The organism is Pseudomonas sp. R5-89-07 (assembly GCF_003851685.1).
In the GTDB taxonomy this organism is placed as follows: Bacteria; Pseudomonadota; Gammaproteobacteria; order Pseudomonadales; family Pseudomonadaceae; genus Aquipseudomonas.
On record NZ_CP027727.1, the window covers coordinates 5196757 to 5215287 of the forward strand.

Consider the following 18531-nt stretch of genomic DNA (forward strand, 5'->3'; position numbering starts at 1 on the left):
CCCCTCCCACAGGGGATTTCCATTGTGGCTACTTTCGGGGTTTGATCCTGGCCGTCGCTTCGGCCACCAGCGGGTCATCCGGCCAGTAATGCTTGGGGTAACGCCCCTTTAAATCCTTCTTCACCTCGGCATAGGTACTGCGCCAGAAATTCGCCAGATCCTGTGTGACCTGCACCGGCCGCCGCGCCGGCGACAGCAAGTGCAATTTCACCACTTGGCGCCCACCGGCAATGCGCGGCGTATCCGCCAGCCCGAACAGCTCCTGCAAGCGCACCGCGAGGATTGGCGGCTGTTCGCTGTAGTCCAGGCGCACCGACGAGCCCGATGGCACTTTCACGTGCTGCGGCGCCAGTTCTTCCAGGCGTTGGGGCAACGGCCAGGGCAGCAGGTTGTGCAGGTAGCTGGAAATGTCCAGGTTGGCGAAATGGCTCAAGCGCGTAACCTTGCCCAGATAGGGCATCAGCCAATGTTCCAGATTGGCCAGCAACGCCTTATCGCTGAGATCAGGCCATTCGCTGGTTTTGCCGGCGTCCAGCTGGCGCAGCAACATCACACGTGCTTGCCACTGGCGCAGTTCCGAGGTCCAGGGCAGCAGCTCAAGGCCTTTGCGGCGCACCAGGTTGACCAGCGCCTGGCTGCGGGCGGATTCGTCCAGGCCGGTCAGGGGCTCGCGGCTGAGCACCAGTTCGCCGACTTTGCGTTGGCGTTCGGCGCGCAACACGCCTTCGCGTTCGTCCCAGTCGAGTTGATCGACAATGCGCACTTGCTCGGCCAGCACCGTGTCGAACAGCGCCGGGTCGAAACCCGCCGCCAGGTAGATGCGCTCTTCGCGTTGGCCCTGGCGGCTGCCCAGGTCGGCGATCACCAGCCAAGGTTGTTTCATCAGGCTGTCGGCTTCGGCGAACAGCGCAGCGCGGCCGTTGGCCAGGCGATATTCGGCGCCACCGGGACGACGCTGCTGGGCGACGCGGTCCGGGTACGCCAGCGCCAGCAAGGCGCCGAGCCAGCGCGGATGGTCGGGGTCGGCCACCGCCTGGGTTGCCTGGCCTCTTAAATAGCCGCGATATTGGCGTGCCAACTGCCTGGCCCGTTGCACGCCGCCCTGGGTTCCTCGGGCTCGTTCTTCACCGGACAACAGCGCCAGGCGGCTTTGCAAGTCGGCACCGCCGCCGCGCAGGATATCGCGCTCGCCCAACAGGGCGGCGACGTCACAGGCCGTGGCGGCCAGCCCCAGGTCTTGTCCGCGCAACAACAGATGGGCGATACGCGGGTGAGCCGGCAACTCGGCCATTTTCTGGCCATGGGCGGTGAGTTTGTCGCCATTCAAGGCGCCCAGGCGCACCAGCAAATCCTGGGCCTGGGCATAGGCGGCAGTCGGCGGCACATCCAGCCACACCAACTGGCTGGGGGCCACCCCCCAACGGGCCAACTGCAGCGCCAGGCCGGCGAGGTCGGCAGCAAGGATTTCCGCACTGCCATAGGCGGCCAAACCGTCATGCTGGTCTTCGGACCACAACCGATAACACACCCCTGGTTCCAGCCGCCCTGCCCGGCCGGCACGCTGGGTGGCGCTGGCGCGGGAGATGCGTTGAGTATCGAGGCGCGTCATGCCGCTGCCGGGGTCGAAACGCGGTACCCGCGCCAGCCCGGCGTCGATCACCACGCGCACGCCGTTGATGGTCAGGCTGGTCTCGGCGATGTTGGTAGCCAGCACCACTTTGCGCTTGCCGGCCGGTGCCGGGTCAATGGCGGCGCGTTGGGCGTTGAGGTCCAATTCGCCGTGCAGCGGGCATAGCAGCACATCCGTGCCATCCCCCAAGGCATCGGCCAGTTGCTGGTTGACCCGACGAATCTCTGCCTGCCCCGGCAAAAACACCAAGACGCTGCCGGTCTCGTCATGCAGGGCTTCGAGAATAGTCTGCACCACCCGTGGCTCGATAAATTCCCCGGCCTGATATGGCCGGCCCCAGCGCATCTGCACCGGGAACATACGCCCTTCACTGCGCAGGATCGGGGCGTCGTCCAGCAGGCCAGCCAAGCGCTCGCCTTCGAGGGTGGCAGACATCAGCAGGATTTTCAGAGGCTGATCGTTGCGAAACAGCTCGCGTCCGTTGAGGCTCAGGGCCAGCGCCAGGTCGGCGTCGAGGCTGCGCTCGTGGAATTCGTCGAAGATCAGCAAGCCCACGCCGTCCAGCGCCGGGTCGTCCTGCAGGCGACGGGTGAGGATGCCTTCGGTGACCACTTCTATGCGGGTGTTGGGGCCGACCTTGCTGTCGAGGCGGATGCGATAGCCGACCGTTTCACCGACTTTCTCACCCAACTCACTGGCCAGGCGCTCGGCAGCGGCCCGTGCAGCAAGGCGCCGGGGTTCGAGCATCAGGATGGTTTGCCCGGCGAGCCATGGCTCGTGCAACAAGGCCAGCGGCACGCGGGTGGTTTTACCGGCGCCGGGTGGCGCTTCCAGCACGGCTTCGTGGCGGATCGCCAAGGCATCACGCAGGGCGGGTAAAACATCATCAATCGGCAACGAATTCATACTGGCTCCAAAGCAGAGCGACGAGTATAACGGCGAACTGCCGAGCGCCGGTGGTGGTCTCAGAAACGCCACCCGCTTCAATTGTGAATGCAATCAAAGGTGGGATCGGCGTCGTTCGGCAGATCTGGCTTATAGTCATCTTTAAATCGTGTTCAGGAGAGTTTTATGCGTATCGCTTCCCGTGTCATTGGCGGCGTCTTGGCCGTCACCCTGCTGAGCCAACTCACCGCCTGCGGTTCGATTTTCTACCCAGATCGCCGCGGCCAGATCGACGGCAAGATCGACCCGACGATTGCCGTGCTCGATGCGGTCGGCCTGCTGTTTTATGTGATCCCCGGCCTGATCGCGTTCGGCGTCGACTTCGCCACGGGTGCGATCTACTACGAACCGGGCAAGACCGCCCAGGTCGCGCCGGAAAAACTGCACGAGGCCATCGGCGCCGACGGCAAGGTCGACAACGCCAAGCTGCAGAGCATCATCCAGAAGGAAACCGGCCGCACCTTGCCGCTGGACGACCCACGCCTGATCCAGTTCAAGGGCAGCGTGCAGCAACTGGCGTCCCTGGGCCTGCAACCCGCCGCATAAGGACAGCCCATGACCAGCAGTCCCGAACACGCCAGGCTCCTGCGCCTGGCCACCCGCGCCTCGGTGGGCGTGGCCTGTGTGCTGATCATTACCAAGGCCATCGCCTGGTGGTTCAGTGGCTCGGTGGCCATGCTCGCCGGCTTGACCGACTCGCTGCTCGACGGCGTAACTTCGCTGCTCAACCTGCTGGCGGTGCATTACGCCCTGCGCCCCGCCGATGACGATCACCGTTACGGTCACGGCAAGGCTGAGTCACTGTCGGGCATGGCCCAGGCGCTGTTTATCGGCGGCAGTGCAGTGTTGATTGCGTTCCAGGCGTATCAACGTTTGCAGCACCCCGAACCCGTGGGCGCGCCCTGGCTGAGCATTGGCGTGATCGTGTTTTCACTGGCGCTGACCGTGGCGTTGCTGATGCTGCAACATCGGGTGATCCGCGAAACCGGCTCCAACGCGGTGCGCGCCGATTCGCTGCATTACCGCTCCGACCTGATGCTCAACGGCAGCATCCTGGTGGCGCTGGTGCTCGCAGGTTTTGGCTTCCATCAGGTGGACGCTTGGTTTGGCCTGGGGATTGCCGCTTACATCCTGTGGAGCGCCATCCAGATCGCCCGGGAAAGCTTTGCCGTATTGATGGACGAAGAGTTGCCGGTGGATATCAGCCAGCACATGCTCGACCTGGCCCGTGGCGTACCGGGCGTACTGGGTGCCCATGACTTGCGCACGCGGGTGTCCGGCAACCACTGGTTCGTGCAGTTGCACCTGGAATTGCCGGGGGAGCTGACGTTGTCAGTGGCACACGGCATCAGCGACCAGGCCGCCGATGCCATTCATCAGGCCTACCCGAAGGCCGAGGTGCTGGTGCATGCCGACCCGCAGGAAGTGGTCACTGGCGCCAAGGCCTAATACTGCACCTGATAGCCGCGACTGCTCAGGCAGTTGCCCTGGGCCTGGCGATAGGTTTGCACCACCGCCGGGTCGGGGGCGTAGGTGACCGTGCGAGGGTCGAACCCACTTTGCTGCACGGCCCAGCGATAACAGTCGTAGCCGTCCTGTTGCACCTGGGCCGGTGACTGGCCGTTGGCGGGATACGCCACCACGTCATAACCGTTGCCCTGGGGTGCAGGTTGCGGTGCTGGCACGGCCGTCGGCGGTTGCACCACTACGTACTGCGCAGTGCTGCTTTCGTAGGCGTAATAGGCACCGGCGGCGAGAAAGAACAGCGAACTGCCCACCCACACTTCCCGTGCGTAATCCGGCAGGTATTGCACGCGGATGCCGTACGGCGGCGTCACAACCACATAGCGCGGGCCTTGCGGGCGATACCAATAGCCGCCGGAGTAGAAGTAATCCTGGCCACGGTAGGGCACGCGGTAATTGCGGTCGGGGAAACGGTCGACGACGTAGCCTGGACGATATTGCGGGCCCGCCCCCCAACCATTGCCGTGCCCATCGGGACGACCTGGCCAGCGATGGTCGCCGGGACGACCGTTGTCGCCAGGCCGCGAACCTGGACCGCCCGCCTCCCAATGTCGGTTGTCGTCGTTACGCCGTGGGATATCGCGGTAATAGCCCTGGCGCGGCTCCTGGGTCTGGCGCACGGTATCGGGCCGCCCCTGGATCGGCAGGTTATTCGACGGCTGCGGCTGCGGTTGCGGCCGCCCCTGTTCGTTCGCCTGCGGGCGCCCTTGCCATTGGCCGCCGCCATTCTGGCCGGCGTGATCGCCATGCGGGTTCTGCGGGCGCGGCTGATTATTCTCCGCACGCCCACCGCCTTCCGGCCCCCGTTCATGCTGTCCGCCGCCCTGTGGGCGCTGCCCCTGGCCCGGTGAGTTATCGCGTTCGTCGGCTACCGCCTGGGCGCCCACGCTGACCACCAGCAAACCAACACCTGCCATACGCCAGATGCGCTTCATGCTTTTCCTCACTGCGGATTAGGGCTTGATCATGAGACTGGAAAAGCCTCGCCCGGTTCTGAGAGAGGTTATCAGTCACGAGAACTATTTTCTTGAAGGAAAAGAAAAGGGGTGACCCGTCGGCCACCCCTTGAGAATTTCGTCCTGGCTCAACGCTTTTGACGTTGGCTCACCTCACGCCGTCTTCTGGACAGTGTGCAGCCTGGAGGCCGGCTCAACCCTGCTGGGGTGGCGGCCGCAGCGGGCCTGATTGGGCCCGCTGCAGTGGACTGTTGTCCAGGCGGTGATTCTGTTGATAAAGATACCTGCCTGCACCCGACGGATGATTGCGAAGATTGCGTCAATAAACAGTGCTTGCGCAATTTTTAACCCTTCATGGATAATTAACCGCAATAGTTACGACAAAGGCTAACCCAATGAGCAAGCTTGACCGATACGACCTGAGTATTTTGGCGGAATTGCAGCGTGACGCACGGATCTCCAACCAGGAGTTGGCCGAGCGTATCGGCCTGTCGCCTTCGCCCTGCTCGCGCCGGGTCAAGCAATTGGAGGACGACGGCTACATCGCCCGTCAGGTTGCGCTGCTCGACCGCAAGATGCTGGGCCTGAGCCTGACCGCCTACGTATTGATCGGCATGGACCGGCACACCCCGGAACGTTTCGAGAATTTCGAAGCAGCCATCCGCACCCTGCCCCAGGTGCTGGAATGCAGCCTGGTGACCGGGATGGATGCCGACTATCAGTTGAAAGTGGTGGTGCCGGACATGGACCACTATCAGAAACTGCTGCTGGGCCATCTGACCCGGATTGAAGGCGTGACCAGCGTGCGTTCAAGCTTCGTACTCAACCAAGTCTTGAACAGTACCGAACTGCCCCTGACTCACCTGCGCACCTGAGAAAATGAAATTCAAATGTGGGAGGGGGCTTGCCCCCGATGGCGGTATGTCAGCCAGTACTGCACCAACTGACACTCAGCTATCGGGAGCAAGCCCCCTCCCACATTTGGATTGCACTTCGATCCAGGTCAATGTTGCGTCGGTAGCGCTGCCTTATACTGCCCGCCTGCCTTAGTAGGAAGCCCCATGAACAACATCGACCCCGCCCTGTTCGAAGAATGGATGATGACCGGCCTGGTCACGATCCTGATTATCTTCATGGGTTTTATCGTCTGGGACCTGGCGAAAAAATCCAAGGCCGGGCGCTTTGGCTCGTTCATTCTGTTTTTCGTGCTGGGCCTGGGCGTGGCCGCGTTCATCATCAAGAGCGTGGTGATCGGCCTGATCGAGTCCGGCGCGTTATAAGCGCGCCGGTACGGCCCTCCACTGGCCCTGGTCGAGACCTTCGATAGACCAGTCACCAATGCGCACGCGCACCAGGCGCAACGTCGGCAAGCCCACGGCTGCGGTCATGCGCCGCACCTGGCGATTACGCCCTTCACGAATCACCAGCTCCAGCCAATGGGTAGGCACGCTTTTGCGAAAGCGTACGGGCGGGTTGCGCGGCCATAAATCCGGCTCTGTCAACGGCCGGGCTTCGGCAGGCAAGGTCATGCCGTCGTTAAGCTCCACACCGTCGCGCAGGCGTTGCAGTTGCTCTTCGGTGGGCTCGCCTTCGACCTGCACCCAGTAGGTTTTCGCCAGCTTGTGCCGGGGGTCGGCAATGCGTGCCTGCAACTGGCCGTCGTTGGTCAGCAGCAACAGGCCTTCGCTGTCACGGTCCAGGCGGCCCGCCGGATAGATACCGGGGATATCGATAAAATCCTTGAGGGTCGCGCGCCCGCCTTCGTCACTGAACTGGGTCAGCACATCGAAAGGCTTGTTGAACAGGATCAGCTTGGGCTCGGCGGGCGGCGCCTTGGCGACACGACGCGGGCCTGCATGCGGGGGTTTCACGCCAGGGCGGCGCGCATCGGGACGGGTAGGACGGGACATGGCGAACAAAACATCTAACGGTCAGGACCGACAATGCTAGTGGCCTGACCGCTAAATGACCATCCCCACCGCTTAGCGGAACGGCGGCTCGTCGAAGCTGCGCAGTTTGCGCGAGTGCAGCGCGTTGAGTTCGGTGCGCAACAGGTCGACAGCTTCGATGCCGATCTTCAAGTGCTGGCTGACCGCACGTTCATAAAACGCGTTGGCCGAACCGGGCAACTTGATCTCGCTGTGCAGCGGTTTATCCGACACACACAACAAGGTGCCGTACGGCACGCGCAAACGGTAGCCCTGGGCGGCGATGGTGCCGCTTTCCATGTCCACCGCCACGGCGCGCGACAGGTTGATCAACGGCCGTTCCTGGGCCCAGCGCAGCTCCCAGTTGCGGTCGTCGTAGGTCAGCACGGTGCCGGTGCGCAGGCGTTTTTTCAGCTCTTCGCCTTTTTCGCCGGTGACGTTCGCCGCCGCCTGCTGAAGCGCCAACTGCACCTCGGCCAGGGCCGGGATCGGGATGTTCGGCGGCACCACACGGTCCAGGATCCCATCGCGACGCATATAGGCGTGGGCCAGTACGTAGTCGCCGATGGTCTGGGATTGGCGCAGGCCGCCGCAGTGCCCGATCATCAGCCAGCAGTGCGGGCGCAGCACGGCGAGGTGGTCGGTGATGTTCTTGGCGTTGGACGGGCCCACGCCGATATTCACCAGGGTCACGCCGTGGCCGTCACTGGCCTGCAGGTGATAGGCCGGCATCTGGTAGCGGTGCCACACCACGCCTGCGGCAATCGCCGACGCTTCGCCGTGGACCATGCCCTTGTCGATTACCACGTTGCCCGGCAGCACCATGCGGATAAACCGTGGATCGCTGCGCAGTTGTTCCAGGCCATGCAGGATGAACTGGTCAACGTAGCGATGGTAGTTGGTCAGCAGAATCCACGGCTGCACGTGGCGCCAGTCGCTGCCGGTGTAATGCACCAAGCGGCGCAGGGAAAAGTCCACACGGGCCGCGTCGAACAGCGCCAGCGGCAACGGGTCGGTGTTTTCCCAGTCATACAGGCCGTCGGCGATGCCATCGGTGGCGGCGGACAAGTCGGTGCTGGGGAACACGCGGGCCAGGGTTGCGGCGGTCACGCCGGAGCCGGCCAGTTCGTCGCCCTGCTCCACCACGTACGGGTAAGGAATGTTCTGCTGACTGACGCCCACTTCCACCGTCACGGTGAAGTCGTGCATCAGCGGCACCAGTTGCTCCAGCAGGTATTTACGGAAGGCAGCCGGATGGGTGACGGTTACGCTGTAGGTACCCGGCAGCTGCACTTTGGCATAGGCCCGGGTGGTCTGTGGGACTTCGCCGTGGCAGTGGTAAGTCAGGCGCAGTTCCGGGTAGCGAAACAACGCGCGTTGTTCGGCGTCGGGTTCGACGCGGTCCTTGAGGTACTGCTTGAGGGCTTGATTGAGCGCGCCGGTCGCACGCTCATGCAGAGCGGCCAGCCGGTCCACGGCCTCTTCAGCGGTTTGAACGACAACAAAAGCTTCGGTCACGGTAAGCATCCTGTGTTCTGGACTTGCAGGCCTTTATCTTGCCTGTATCCCTGCCTCACTGAAACATCAGAGTTGGAATGCTTTCAATAATGTGGGAGGGGGCTTGCCCCCGATGCCGGTGTGTCAGCCACCAGATGTATTGGCTGACACACCGCTATCGGGGGCAAGCCCCCTCCCACATGGGTTCGTGTTCAGGCAGGTGTTGAGCGGGCGACAAGGGCTTGCACATCCACCCCGCGCGGCAAGGCGCCATAGACCCGCCCCGACGACTCGCCCAGGCGACTGGCAATAAACCCATCACTGACCGCTGCATTGCCCGCCTCCAGCAACAGCTTGGCCTGCAGCGCCAGGGCAATATCCTCGGTCAGCTGGCGGGCGCGGTACTGAATATCCTGAGTGTCCATGAACGCCGACTTCAACCGCTCGATGTGCCGCGCCAGTCGCTGGTCGCCCTGTCCATCGCCGAGTTCGACAAACAACGCTTCCAAAACACCTGGCTCTTTCGACAAGGCCCGCAGTACGTCCAGGCATTGCACGTTGCCGGAGCCTTCCCACGTCGAATTCACCGGCGCCTCACGGTATAGACGCGGCAGGATGCTGTCCTCCACATAACCGGCGCCGCCCATGCATTCGGCGGCTTCGTTGATCATGGCGGGCGCCCGCTTGCAGATCCAATACTTGCCCACCGCCGTCACCAGCCGGGCGAATTTGGCTTCCTGTTCATTGCCCAGGTGATCCAGCGCCCGGCCCATGCGCAGGCACAGGGCCAGGGCCGCTTCGCTTTCCAGGGCCAGGTCGGCCAGCACGTTCTGCATCAGCGGCTGCTCGCTCAGCACGCGGCCGCCCACCGAGCGATGGGCACAGTGATGGCTCGCCTGGGTCAATGCCTGGCGCATCAGCGCGCTGGAGCCGACCATGCAATCGAAGCGGGTCATGGCGACCATCTCGATGATCGTCGGTACGCCGCGCCCCTCTTCACCGATCATCCAGGCCAGAGCGCCACGGAACTCCACTTCGCTGGAGGCGTTGGAGCAGTTGCCCAGCTTGTTCTTCAAACGCTGGATGTAGAACTCGTTGCGCGTGTCATCCGGGCGATGCCGGGGCAGCAGGAAACAGGTCAGGCCCTTGTCGGTCTGCGCCAAGGTGAGGAAGCCGTCGCACATCGGCGCCGAGCAGAACCACTTGTGCCCCACCAGTTCGTAGGCTTGCCCCGGGCCGCCCGCGCCCACCGGGTAGGCGCGGGTAGTGTTGGCGCGCACGTCGGTGCCGCCCTGCTTCTCGGTCATGGCCATGCCGATGGTGGCACCGGCCTTGTGGGCAATGCCGACGTTGCGCGGGTCGTATTGGGTGTTGAGAATCTTCGGCAGCCAGAGGTCCGCCAGGTCCGGTTGCAACCGCAGGGCCGGGACGCAGGCGAAGGTCATGGTCAGCGGGCACCCGCTGCCGGCTTCGGCCTGGCTGTGCAGGTAGGTCATCGCGGCGCGCGCCACATGGGCGCCGGATTGCGGATGGGCCCACGGCAGCGACGGCAGGCCATGCTCGACGGCGGTGCGCATCAGCTCGTGATAGGCGGGATGAAACTCCACCAGATCAATCCTGTGACCATAACGGTCATGGCTGTTGAACACCGGCTTGTGCTGGTTGGCCAGGAACCCGGCCTCCATCAAAGGCCCGCCGGCCAGCGCACCATAGGCATCGATACGCGACTCGGCCCAGCCGGCGCCAAAGCGACGCGCCCACTCTTGCAGGGGCAGGTCGATGCGGTACAGGTTGATACCGTCCAGGGACGGTGGCTGGTTGGTGACGTCGTGGGTTTCGGCAAACCGGTGCAGGTTCATGACGGGCCTCCTGGAAAAAGGCCACGTGACGCCGAGGCCCTGATTTCAGTTAAGCACCGTCACAACCCTTAAAAAAGTGGCATACGCGCCGAATGTTCGGCGCTTTCGCCCTCAGGCGGGCACAGCACGAGACGCTCCAGCGCAGCCTGCAGGGCCTCGAAACGCACCGGCTTGGCCAAGTGTTCGCTCATGCCGATGCCATGGCAACGCTCACGGTCAGCGGTATTGAGCGCCGTGCTCAGGCCGATCACCGGTAACTCAGCGCAGCCCGGCAAGGCGCGAATCTGACAGCACAACGAGAAGCCACCTTCGGGGACATCCAGCACCACCGCATCGAAGCTGTGATCCTGCAGGGTTGCCAATGCAGCCGGGCCACCGTCCACGGCCTTCACCCGATAACCCAGCTTGAGCAGCATGCCCCGCACCGCCAGTTGCGCCACGCTGTTGTCATCCACCAGCAGCACCGTGCATTCCTGCGGCGCTCGTTGTGCAGGCAGCCCCTGCGCGGCCGGCTTCGGTTCGGGCGGGACCGTCTTGACGTCCATTTCCAGCTGGAAGCGACTGCCCTTGCGTGGCTCTGAATGATGGGTGAGGCGCCCGCCCACCAGCTCGATCAACTGCCTGCAAATCGCCAGGCCAATGCCCAGGCCACCGTATTCGCGGGTCATCGAGCCATCGAGCTGGAAGAAGCGCTGGTACAGCGTGGCCTCGTCCAGGAAGGCGAAGCCGATGCCGGTATCGGTCACGATAAAGCTCAGGCGCAATTCGCCATCTGGCTGGGGAACCCCTACCACGCGCAAGCGCACGGCGCCGTGGTGGGTGAATTTGAATGCGTTGTCCAGCAAGCAATCCAGGCACTGGATCAGCTTGTCGGCGTCGCCGATCACGCGGTCCGGCACGGCATCGGCAACGTCTACGGAAAACTCCAGGCCCTTGGCCTGGGCACTGGTGGTGAACTGTTGACGCAGGCTTTCAAGCGCGCCGCGCAAGCCGAACACCTGCGGTCGGGCAGCCAGGCGGCCGGCCTGCAACTCGGTCAGGGTGAGGATGCCGTTGACCATGCGCATCATGTCCCGCGCCGAGCCTGCGGCAGTTTGCTGGTACTGCGCCAGGTCATCGTCCAGAGGCACGGTTTGCATTAGTTCAAGGGAGCCGATCACGCCGTTCATCGGCGTGCGTAATTCGTGGGTCAAGGTAGCGAGAAATTCATCCTTGAGTCGATTGCTGCGGGCCAGTTGCTGGTTGAGCACTTCGAGCTTCTGGCTGGCGTCGAACAGGATCTGCGCCTGCTGCTCACGCATACCGTTGATACGGTCGGCCAGGGCCAGGGACAGCAGCGCGACTTCGATGGCCGAGCCGATCTGACTGGCATACATGGTGAGGAATACGTTGGGCAAATAGCCCAGCACCATCAGCGTATTGACCACCCCGCCGAGCAAGAACGCCGACCATGCGATGATGAAATAGCGCGCCATGCGCTGCCCGCAATACCAGGCCTTGATCGCCGCCACGAAGATGGTCACGGTAAACACCAGCGCCAGCGCAGTGGCCAGGCGCAGCGCCACCGCGTAGCTGGTCAACAGCGCCAGCACCATGACCAACCCGCCACAGGCCGCCAGCGCCAGCAGGATGCGGTCGAGCCAGCGGCTGTGTTGCGCGGTGTGCAGGAAGCTGCGCGCGAACAGGCTGCCGAACAAGGCCGCCGAGCCAATCAGGAACGGCACCGCCGCGTTCGCCCACCACGGGTTGTTCGGCCAGAAGTACTCCACGGCCACGCCATTGACCGACAGTTGGTACAGGCCGAACGAGGCGATATAGAGGATGTAATAGAGGTAGCTGGTGTCGCGTACGCTCAAATAAATAAACAGGTTATAGACCAGCATGCCCAGCAACACGCCGTAGATAGCACCCAGCACATACAGGCGCAGCGGCTGTTCTTCCATATAGGCGGTGCCTGCCCAGAGGGTCAACGGCGCCTGGATCGAGCCTTGGCTCTGGAGGCGCAGGTAGACCGTCTGCTGCTGGTCGGGCACGAAGTTGAGCTTGAACAGATAGTTGCTCTGGCGCACCTCACGGCTGGAAAACGGTAACGCACTACCGGTGCGGGTTGTGAGTCGATAGTTGCCGGTGCCGTCGTTCTGGTACAGGTCCAGGCGATTGAGCGGCGGGTAAGCCAGTTCCAGAAACCAGGTACGCGGGGAGCGAGGGTCAACGGCGGTGTAATGCAGGTCGACCTTCAACCAGAACACCGAGTGCGAATAACCGGCATTGAGGGTGGGCTTGTCATGAGCCCTGAATTGGGTCGCATACGCGGGGGAAGTGACATCGGCGATGGTGAGGTTGCCGGTCGGGTCTTCGAGCACTTGCATGACTCGGCCCAGTGGCAGGCTTCGGGTACTCTGATTGAACTCGACGGCGCCGGCCAGCAGCGGCAGACCGCACAATAATAAAATCAGCAAATAGCGCATAGAGCCCCAGCGTGGCCTGTCCGGTTATGTCAAAAAGCCCCCCATCCTTTTGAGAAGACGTATACCGGCGATACAGTAAGTTGTTTGAATCCACTCTAGCATAGCCGGTAAAGGCCATTGGACACCATTGGAACTATTTTTTGGATGGCCCTGGGACGCGGCTTTCAGGGCATTTGCAGAGGATTTTCAGCCATCCCGAAAACATCACCACTGAGCAACATTCACCTATCGCCGGACGGCCACGCAAAAAGCGTTTGGTGGTAAGCTCGCGCACCATGAATATCTACAGCTCTCGCCCTGTTGTTCTCTGTCTCTCCGGCCATGACCCCAGTGGTGGTGCCGGCTTGCAGGCAGATATCGAAGCCCTGCTCGCCCAGGGTTGCCACGCGGCGCCTGCCGTCACCGCGCTGACCGTGCAGAACACCGTCAATGTCAGCGACTTCCGCGTGCTCGACCGCGAGTGGGTGCTGGCCCAGGCCAATGCCGTGCTCGGCGACTCCGAAGTCGCGGCGGTCAAGCTGGGCATGCTGGGGTCTACCGCGATGGTCGACACGGTGGTCGAACTGCTGCAGGCGCACCCGCACCTGCCGGTGGTCTGCGACCCGGTGCTGCGCGCCGGCGGCGGTGGCAGCCTGGGCAAGGATGAAGTCGGCTATGCGATGCGCGAGCGGCTGTTGCCCCTGGCGCTGATCGCCACGCCCAACCTGCCTGAGGCCCGCATCCTTGCCGAATTGCCTGACGGCAGCGCCGATGAATGCGCCGAGAAGCTGCTTCCGTACGTCAAGCACCTGCTGATCACCGGCGGCCACGGCGACGAGCACGAAGTGCACAACCGCCTCTACAGCCGCGACGGCAGCCGCCATACCTACACGTGCCAGCGTCTGCCCGGCAGCTATCACGGCTCGGGTTGCACGCTGGCCAGCGCATTGGCGGGGCGACTCGCCCAGGGCGAAGGCCTGGCCAGCGCCGTACAGTCGGCGCTCAACTACACTTGGCGCACCCTGCGAGATGCCGAACAACTCGGCCAGGGCCAGTTCGTACCGCGTCGGTTGCCACTGGATTTCTGCTCGTAGTTCACCGTTCATCACCACTTACCGCTCGTCACAGCAAGGGGCTTGCCCGATGAAACTACGTGGCCTTTACGCCATTACCGACAGCCAACTGTTGGCCGGCAAGTTCCTCGCCTACGTCGAAGCGGCGCTGGACGGCGGCGTGACACTGTTGCAGTACCGCGACAAAAGCAGCGACGACGCGCGCCGTCTGCGTGAAGCCGAGAAACTGCGGGAGCTGTGCTCGCGCTACAAGACCCAATTGATCATCAACGACGATGCCGAACTGGCCGCACGCCTGGGCGTGGGCGTGCACCTGGGCCAGACCGACGGCCCGCTGACCCCGGCCCGGGCGCTGCTTGGCTCCAGAGCGATCATCGGTGCCACCTGCCACAGCCAGATCGAACTGGCCGAACAGGCTGCCAAAGAGGGCGCCAGCTATGTCGCCTTTGGCCGCTTCTTCAACTCTACGACCAAGCCCGGCGCCCCTGCCGCCAGCCTTGAAATGCTGGCCGAGGCGCGCAAGCGCCTGCACCTGCCGATCTGCGTGATCGGCGGGGTGACCCTGGAAAACGCCGAACCGCTGGTGGCCCACGGAGCCGACCTGCTCGCCGTGGTGCACGGCCTGTTCGGCGCCGACAGCACCCAGGAAGTCACGCGCCGCGCCCGTGCATTCAACGACCTTCTTAAATCTTCAGTTTAGAGAGCCCGCTCATGTCCCGTTCCGAAACCCTGTTTGCCAACGCCCAGAAACACATCCCCGGTGGTGTGAACTCCCCCGTGCGTGCGTTCAAGAGCGTGGGCGGCACGCCGTTGTTCTTCAAGCATGCCGAAGGCGCCTATGTCACCGACGAAGATGACAAGCGCTACGTCGACTACGTCGGCTCCTGGGGCCCGATGATCCTCGGCCACAGCCACCCGGACGTGCTGGACGCCGTACGCCAGCAACTGCAGCATGGCTTGTCCTACGGCGCCCCGACCGCGATGGAAACCGAGATGGCCGACCTGGTCTGCTCGATCGTGCCGTCGATGGAAATGGTGCGCATGGTCAGCTCCGGCACCGAAGCCACCATGAGCGCCATCCGCCTGGCCCGTGGTTTCACTGGCCGCGACAGCATCATCAAGTTCGAAGGCTGCTACCACGGCCATTCCGACAGCCTGCTGGTAAAAGCCGGTTCCGGCGCGCTGACCCAGGGCGTACCGAGTTCGGCCGGCGTACCGGCGGCGTTCGCCAAACACACCCTGACCCTGCCGTTCAACGACATCGCCGCCGTCGAGCAAATGCTCAGTGAAGTCGGCCAGGAAGTGGCCTGTATCATCGTCGAGCCGGTCGCCGGCAACATGAACTGCGTACCGCCAGCCCCTGGTTTCCTCGAAGGCCTGCGCGAGCAGTGCGACAAGCACGGCGTAGTGCTGATTTTTGACGAAGTGATGACCGGCTTCCGCGTCGCCCTCGGTGGTGCCCAGGCTCACTATGGCGTCACACCGGACCTGAGCACCTTCGGCAAGATCATCGGTGGCGGCATGCCAGTGGGCTGCTTCGGCGGCAAGCGCGAGATCATGCAGCACATCGCCCCCCTGGGCCCGGTCTACCAGGCCGGTACGCTGTCCGGTAACCCGCTGGCGATGGCCGCCGGCCTGACCACCCTGCGCTTGATCAGCCGCCCGGGCTTTCACGCCGAGCTGACCGACTACACCACCCGCCTGCTGGACGGCCTGCAAGTGCGCGCCGACGCGGCCGGCATCCCGTTTGTCACCACCCAGGCTGGCGGCATGTTTGGCCTATATTTCAGCGGCGCCGACGACATCGTCACCTTTGATGACGTCATGGGCAGCGATGCGGATTTGTTCAAGCGCTTCTTCCACCTGATGCTCGAAGGCGGTGTGTACCTGGCACCAAGTGCCTTTGAAGCTGGCTTCACCTCGATCGCCCATGGTGATGCCGAGCTGAAGCTGACCCTGGATGCTGCCGAGCGCGCCTTTGCGGCCCTGAAATAAGTGACGGCGCTGATCCGACGTTGCCCGTGGCAGCGTCAGATTTGCTACTTTGCTTACAGAGACTTCCTGCTTTTTTCGAGAATTGCCCTGCAATCCGGCGGATAACTTGCCCAAGCAGCAGAAAAACGAGTAAAGACTTTGTAAGCAGAGGCCTGCTTATTTCATAATGCGCGCTTATTGGACTCCTCGAGGGTCCGCGCGCCCCGTCAGAGGTAAGTCGATTCCCATGAAACGCACCGGCCGCACCCTGGTTCTGGGCTGCCTGTTGCTCCTTCAACCGCTGCTGGCACATGCACAAGCAGGCGGCAACTCGTTGTTAATCCCAGCGATGGGTCGCTGCACCCTCAATACCCAGCCGGACACCCAGGCCGAAGCCCTGAGCGCGTGCCAGAAACAGGCCGATGAGGGGGATGCGCAAGCGCAATACGAGTTGGGCGAGTACTACCACGACAGCAAGAACCCGGCCGTCGACCTCAACAAAGCGTTGAGCTACTTCGAGAAGGCGTCGCTCCAGGGCCACGCCCAGGCGCAATTCCAGCTGGGCAACATGTTCTTTCGCGGCGAAGGCGTACCGGCCAATAACGTTCAGGCTTACATCGTGCTGAAAATGGCGGCAGTCAACGGTGCCGAAGACGCGCTGGACACCGCCGACGAAGTCGCCGAGCACATGCAGCGCGATGAACTGGAAGTGGCGACCCAGGTGCTGGGGCAGATCTTCCGCAATTACCTGCAGGAACTGCAGAGCGCCGACGGGCGTTCGCCCTTTTCACCCCTTCCCTGATTCAGCGTTGCCTTACTTCTCAGGCATCGGCATCGGAAACGGCATCACATTGCTGGTGCCCCGCGCCTCGCTGATCTTGGGCGTGCCCAGGCGCTCGACTTCATCGATGCGCACAATCGAATGCATCGGCACAAAACTGCGCACCACGCCTTCAAACTGAGCCTTGAGCTTTTCCTCACCCGGGTCGACTACCAACTGGGTGCGCTCGCCAAAGACGAACTCTTCCACCTCCAGAAAGCCCCACAGATCACTTTGATAGATCTGCTTGGCGTACATTTCGAACACCTGGCCCTGGTTGAGGAAAATCACCTTGTAGATTGGAGCTTCACGTTTGGTCATGGTGGGCGAGCAACACATCGGGGATATAAAAGAGGGCGCGAACTATAGCATGGCACCCGATGCACAGCGCTAGGAACCAATGGGCATGCCCCCTATAATGCGCGGTTCTTTACCACCAGTTGACGATTCCCATGGCCAAGAAGCTTTACATCGAAACCCACGGTTGCCAGATGAACGAGTACGACAGCTCGCGCATGGTCGACCTGCTGGGCGAACACCAGGCCCTGGAAGTCACCGCCCGCGCCGAAGATGCCGACGTGATCCTGCTCAATACCTGCTCGATCCGCGAGCGGGCCCAGGACCGTGTGTACTCGCAGCTGGGCCGCTGGCGCGAATTGAAGCTGGCCAACCCGGACATGGTAATCGCCGTTGGCGGTTGCGTGGCCAGCCAGGAAGGCGCCGCGATCCGCGACCGCGCGCCCTATGTCGATGTGGTCTTCGGCCCGCAGACGCTGCACCGCCTGCCGGAAATGATCGACGCTGCGCGCATGACCAAATTGCCGCAAGTGGACGTGTCGTTCCCTGAAATCGAAAAATTCGACCATTTGCCCGAGCCGCGTATCGACGGGCCCAGCGCCTATGTGTCGGTGATGGAAGGCTGCAGCAAATACTGCACCTTCTGTGTAGTGCCCTACACCCGTGGCGAAGAAGTCAGCCGGCCGTTTGACGATGTGCTGGCGGAAATCATCCACCTGGCCGAAAACGGCGTGCGTGAAGTGACCCTGCTGGGCCAGAACGTCAACGGTTACCGTGGCGTGACCGACGATGGCCGCCTGGCTGACCTGGCGGAGCTGATCCGCGTGGTTGCCGCCGTCGAGGGCATCGAGCGCATCCGCTACACCACGTCGCACCCGCTGGAGTTCTCCGACAGCCTGATCCAGGCGCACGCCGAAGTGCCGGAGTTGGTCAAGCACCTGCATTTGCCGGTGCAGTCGGGCTCGGACCGCATCCTGTCGGCGATGAAGCGCAACCACACGGCCCTGGAGTACAAATCCAAGCTGCGCAAATTGCGCGCCGCCGTGCCAGGCATCTGCATCAGCTCGGACTTTATCGTCGGTTTCCCTGGCGAGACCGAGAAGGATTTCCAGCAGACCATGAAGCTGATCGAGGACGTGGGTTTCGACTTCTCCTACTCGTTTGTCTACAGCCAGCGTCCGGGCACCCCAGCGGCCGACCTGCTGGACGAAACTCCGGAAGCGCTGAAAAAGGAACGTTTGAATGCGCTGCAACATCGCCTGAATCAGCAGGGTTTCGAGATCAGCCGACAAATGGTCGGTTCGATCCAGCGCATCCTGGTGACCGATTATTCGAAGAAGGACCCTGGCGAGTTGCAGGGCCGCACCGAGAACAATCGCATCGTCAACTTCCGCTGCGACAACCCGACCCTGATCGGCCAGTTTGCCGATGTGCATATCGACGCGGCGCAACCGCACTCGTTGCGTGGGTCGTTGATCCAGTAACACAGGTCCAATGTGGGAGGGGGCTTGCCCCCGATGGCGGTGTGTCAGCCAGTACATGCGGTGACTGGCACTGCGCTATCGGGGGCAAGCCCCCTCC

The 18531-nt window shown here is 62.8% G+C and carries 16 protein-coding genes; 9 read left to right on the forward strand and 7 right to left on the reverse strand.

Annotated elements, in window-relative coordinates; translation table 11 throughout:
• Nucleotides 1-28 precede the first annotated feature (28 nt).
• Nucleotides 29-2536, reverse strand: a complete 2508-nt coding sequence (gene hrpB, locus C4J94_RS23740; RefSeq protein ID WP_124388320.1) for an ATP-dependent helicase HrpB — start codon at nucleotides 2534-2536, stop codon at nucleotides 29-31.
• Between the two features lie 165 nt (nucleotides 2537-2701).
• Between hrpB and C4J94_RS23745 the strand changes: the two genes are divergently transcribed.
• The gene (locus tag C4J94_RS23745) at nucleotides 2702-3121 is read left to right on the forward strand and encodes a polyribonucleotide nucleotidyltransferase (RefSeq protein WP_124388321.1); all 420 of its coding nucleotides are present in this window, start codon (nucleotides 2702-2704) and stop codon (nucleotides 3119-3121) included.
• A 9-nt stretch (nucleotides 3122-3130) separates the two neighbouring features.
• On the forward strand, nucleotides 3131-4024 hold the full coding sequence (locus C4J94_RS23750) for a cation diffusion facilitator family transporter (protein WP_124388322.1): 894 nt from the start codon (nucleotides 3131-3133) through the stop codon (nucleotides 4022-4024).
• Here C4J94_RS23750 and C4J94_RS23755 read toward each other — a convergent pair.
• A complete protein-coding gene (locus C4J94_RS23755) occupies nucleotides 4021-5034 on the reverse strand; it encodes a DUF6515 family protein (RefSeq protein ID WP_124388323.1) in 1014 nt (337 codons plus the stop codon). The genes C4J94_RS23750 and C4J94_RS23755 overlap by 4 nt on opposite strands.
• A gap of 416 nt (nucleotides 5035-5450) precedes the next feature.
• Between C4J94_RS23755 and C4J94_RS23760 the strand changes: the two genes are divergently transcribed.
• A complete protein-coding gene (locus tag C4J94_RS23760; protein ID WP_003194418.1) occupies nucleotides 5451-5930 on the forward strand; it encodes an Lrp/AsnC family transcriptional regulator in 480 nt (159 codons plus the stop codon).
• Nucleotides 5931-6125: 195 nt separating this feature from the next.
• Entirely contained in the window at nucleotides 6126-6335 is a 210-nt protein-coding gene (locus C4J94_RS23765) for a DUF2788 domain-containing protein (RefSeq protein WP_025999909.1), read from the forward strand.
• Here the strand turns inward: C4J94_RS23765 and C4J94_RS23770 are convergent.
• The 4 genes from C4J94_RS23770 to C4J94_RS23785 all read right to left on the reverse strand — a co-directional run bounded on the left by C4J94_RS23770 (nucleotide 6330) and on the right by C4J94_RS23785 (nucleotide 12807).
• Nucleotides 6330-6965 (reverse strand): pseudouridine synthase, encoded by a 636-nt coding sequence (locus C4J94_RS23770; protein ID WP_124388324.1) that lies wholly within the window; start codon nucleotides 6963-6965, stop codon nucleotides 6330-6332. The two genes, C4J94_RS23765 and C4J94_RS23770, sit on opposite strands and share 6 nt — an antisense overlap.
• 72 nt (nucleotides 6966-7037) lie before the next feature.
• The gene (gene amn / locus C4J94_RS23775) at nucleotides 7038-8510 is read right to left on the reverse strand and encodes an AMP nucleosidase (protein ID WP_164485599.1); all 1473 of its coding nucleotides are present in this window, start codon (nucleotides 8508-8510) and stop codon (nucleotides 7038-7040) included.
• Nucleotides 8511-8692: 182 nt separating this feature from the next.
• Nucleotides 8693-10339, reverse strand: a complete 1647-nt coding sequence (locus tag C4J94_RS23780; RefSeq protein ID WP_124388326.1) for an acyl-CoA dehydrogenase family protein — start codon at nucleotides 10337-10339, stop codon at nucleotides 8693-8695.
• A 68-nt stretch (nucleotides 10340-10407) separates the two neighbouring features.
• Nucleotides 10408-12807, reverse strand: coding sequence for a hybrid sensor histidine kinase/response regulator (locus tag C4J94_RS23785; protein ID WP_124388327.1), 2400 nt, complete (start codon nucleotides 12805-12807; stop codon nucleotides 10408-10410).
• Between the two features lie 275 nt (nucleotides 12808-13082).
• On the opposite strand from C4J94_RS23785, the gene C4J94_RS23790 reads away from it, so the two are divergent.
• The 4 genes from C4J94_RS23790 to C4J94_RS23805 all read left to right on the forward strand — a co-directional run bounded on the left by C4J94_RS23790 (nucleotide 13083) and on the right by C4J94_RS23805 (nucleotide 16635).
• On the forward strand, nucleotides 13083-13880 hold the full coding sequence (locus tag C4J94_RS23790; protein ID WP_124388328.1) for a hydroxymethylpyrimidine/phosphomethylpyrimidine kinase: 798 nt from the start codon (nucleotides 13083-13085) through the stop codon (nucleotides 13878-13880).
• Nucleotides 13881-13929: 49 nt separating this feature from the next.
• A complete protein-coding gene (gene thiE, locus C4J94_RS23795; RefSeq protein WP_124388329.1) occupies nucleotides 13930-14559 on the forward strand; it encodes a thiamine phosphate synthase in 630 nt (209 codons plus the stop codon).
• Between the two features lie 11 nt (nucleotides 14560-14570).
• A complete protein-coding gene (hemL, locus tag C4J94_RS23800) occupies nucleotides 14571-15854 on the forward strand; it encodes a glutamate-1-semialdehyde 2,1-aminomutase (RefSeq protein WP_124388330.1) in 1284 nt (427 codons plus the stop codon).
• A gap of 226 nt (nucleotides 15855-16080) precedes the next feature.
• Nucleotides 16081-16635, forward strand: a complete 555-nt coding sequence (locus C4J94_RS23805; protein ID WP_057724919.1) for a tetratricopeptide repeat protein — start codon at nucleotides 16081-16083, stop codon at nucleotides 16633-16635.
• Nucleotides 16636-16647: 12 nt separating this feature from the next.
• On the opposite strand, the gene C4J94_RS23810 is transcribed toward C4J94_RS23805, so the two are convergent.
• Nucleotides 16648-16974: a DUF1820 family protein gene (locus C4J94_RS23810; RefSeq protein WP_003194436.1), complete on the reverse strand. Its 327-nt coding sequence runs from the start codon at nucleotides 16972-16974 to the stop codon at nucleotides 16648-16650.
• Nucleotides 16975-17105: 131 nt separating this feature from the next.
• Between C4J94_RS23810 and miaB the strand changes: the two genes are divergently transcribed.
• Nucleotides 17106-18434, forward strand: a complete 1329-nt coding sequence (miaB, locus tag C4J94_RS23815) for a tRNA (N6-isopentenyl adenosine(37)-C2)-methylthiotransferase MiaB (RefSeq protein ID WP_124388331.1) — start codon at nucleotides 17106-17108, stop codon at nucleotides 18432-18434.
• Nucleotides 18435-18531 lie beyond the last annotated feature (97 nt).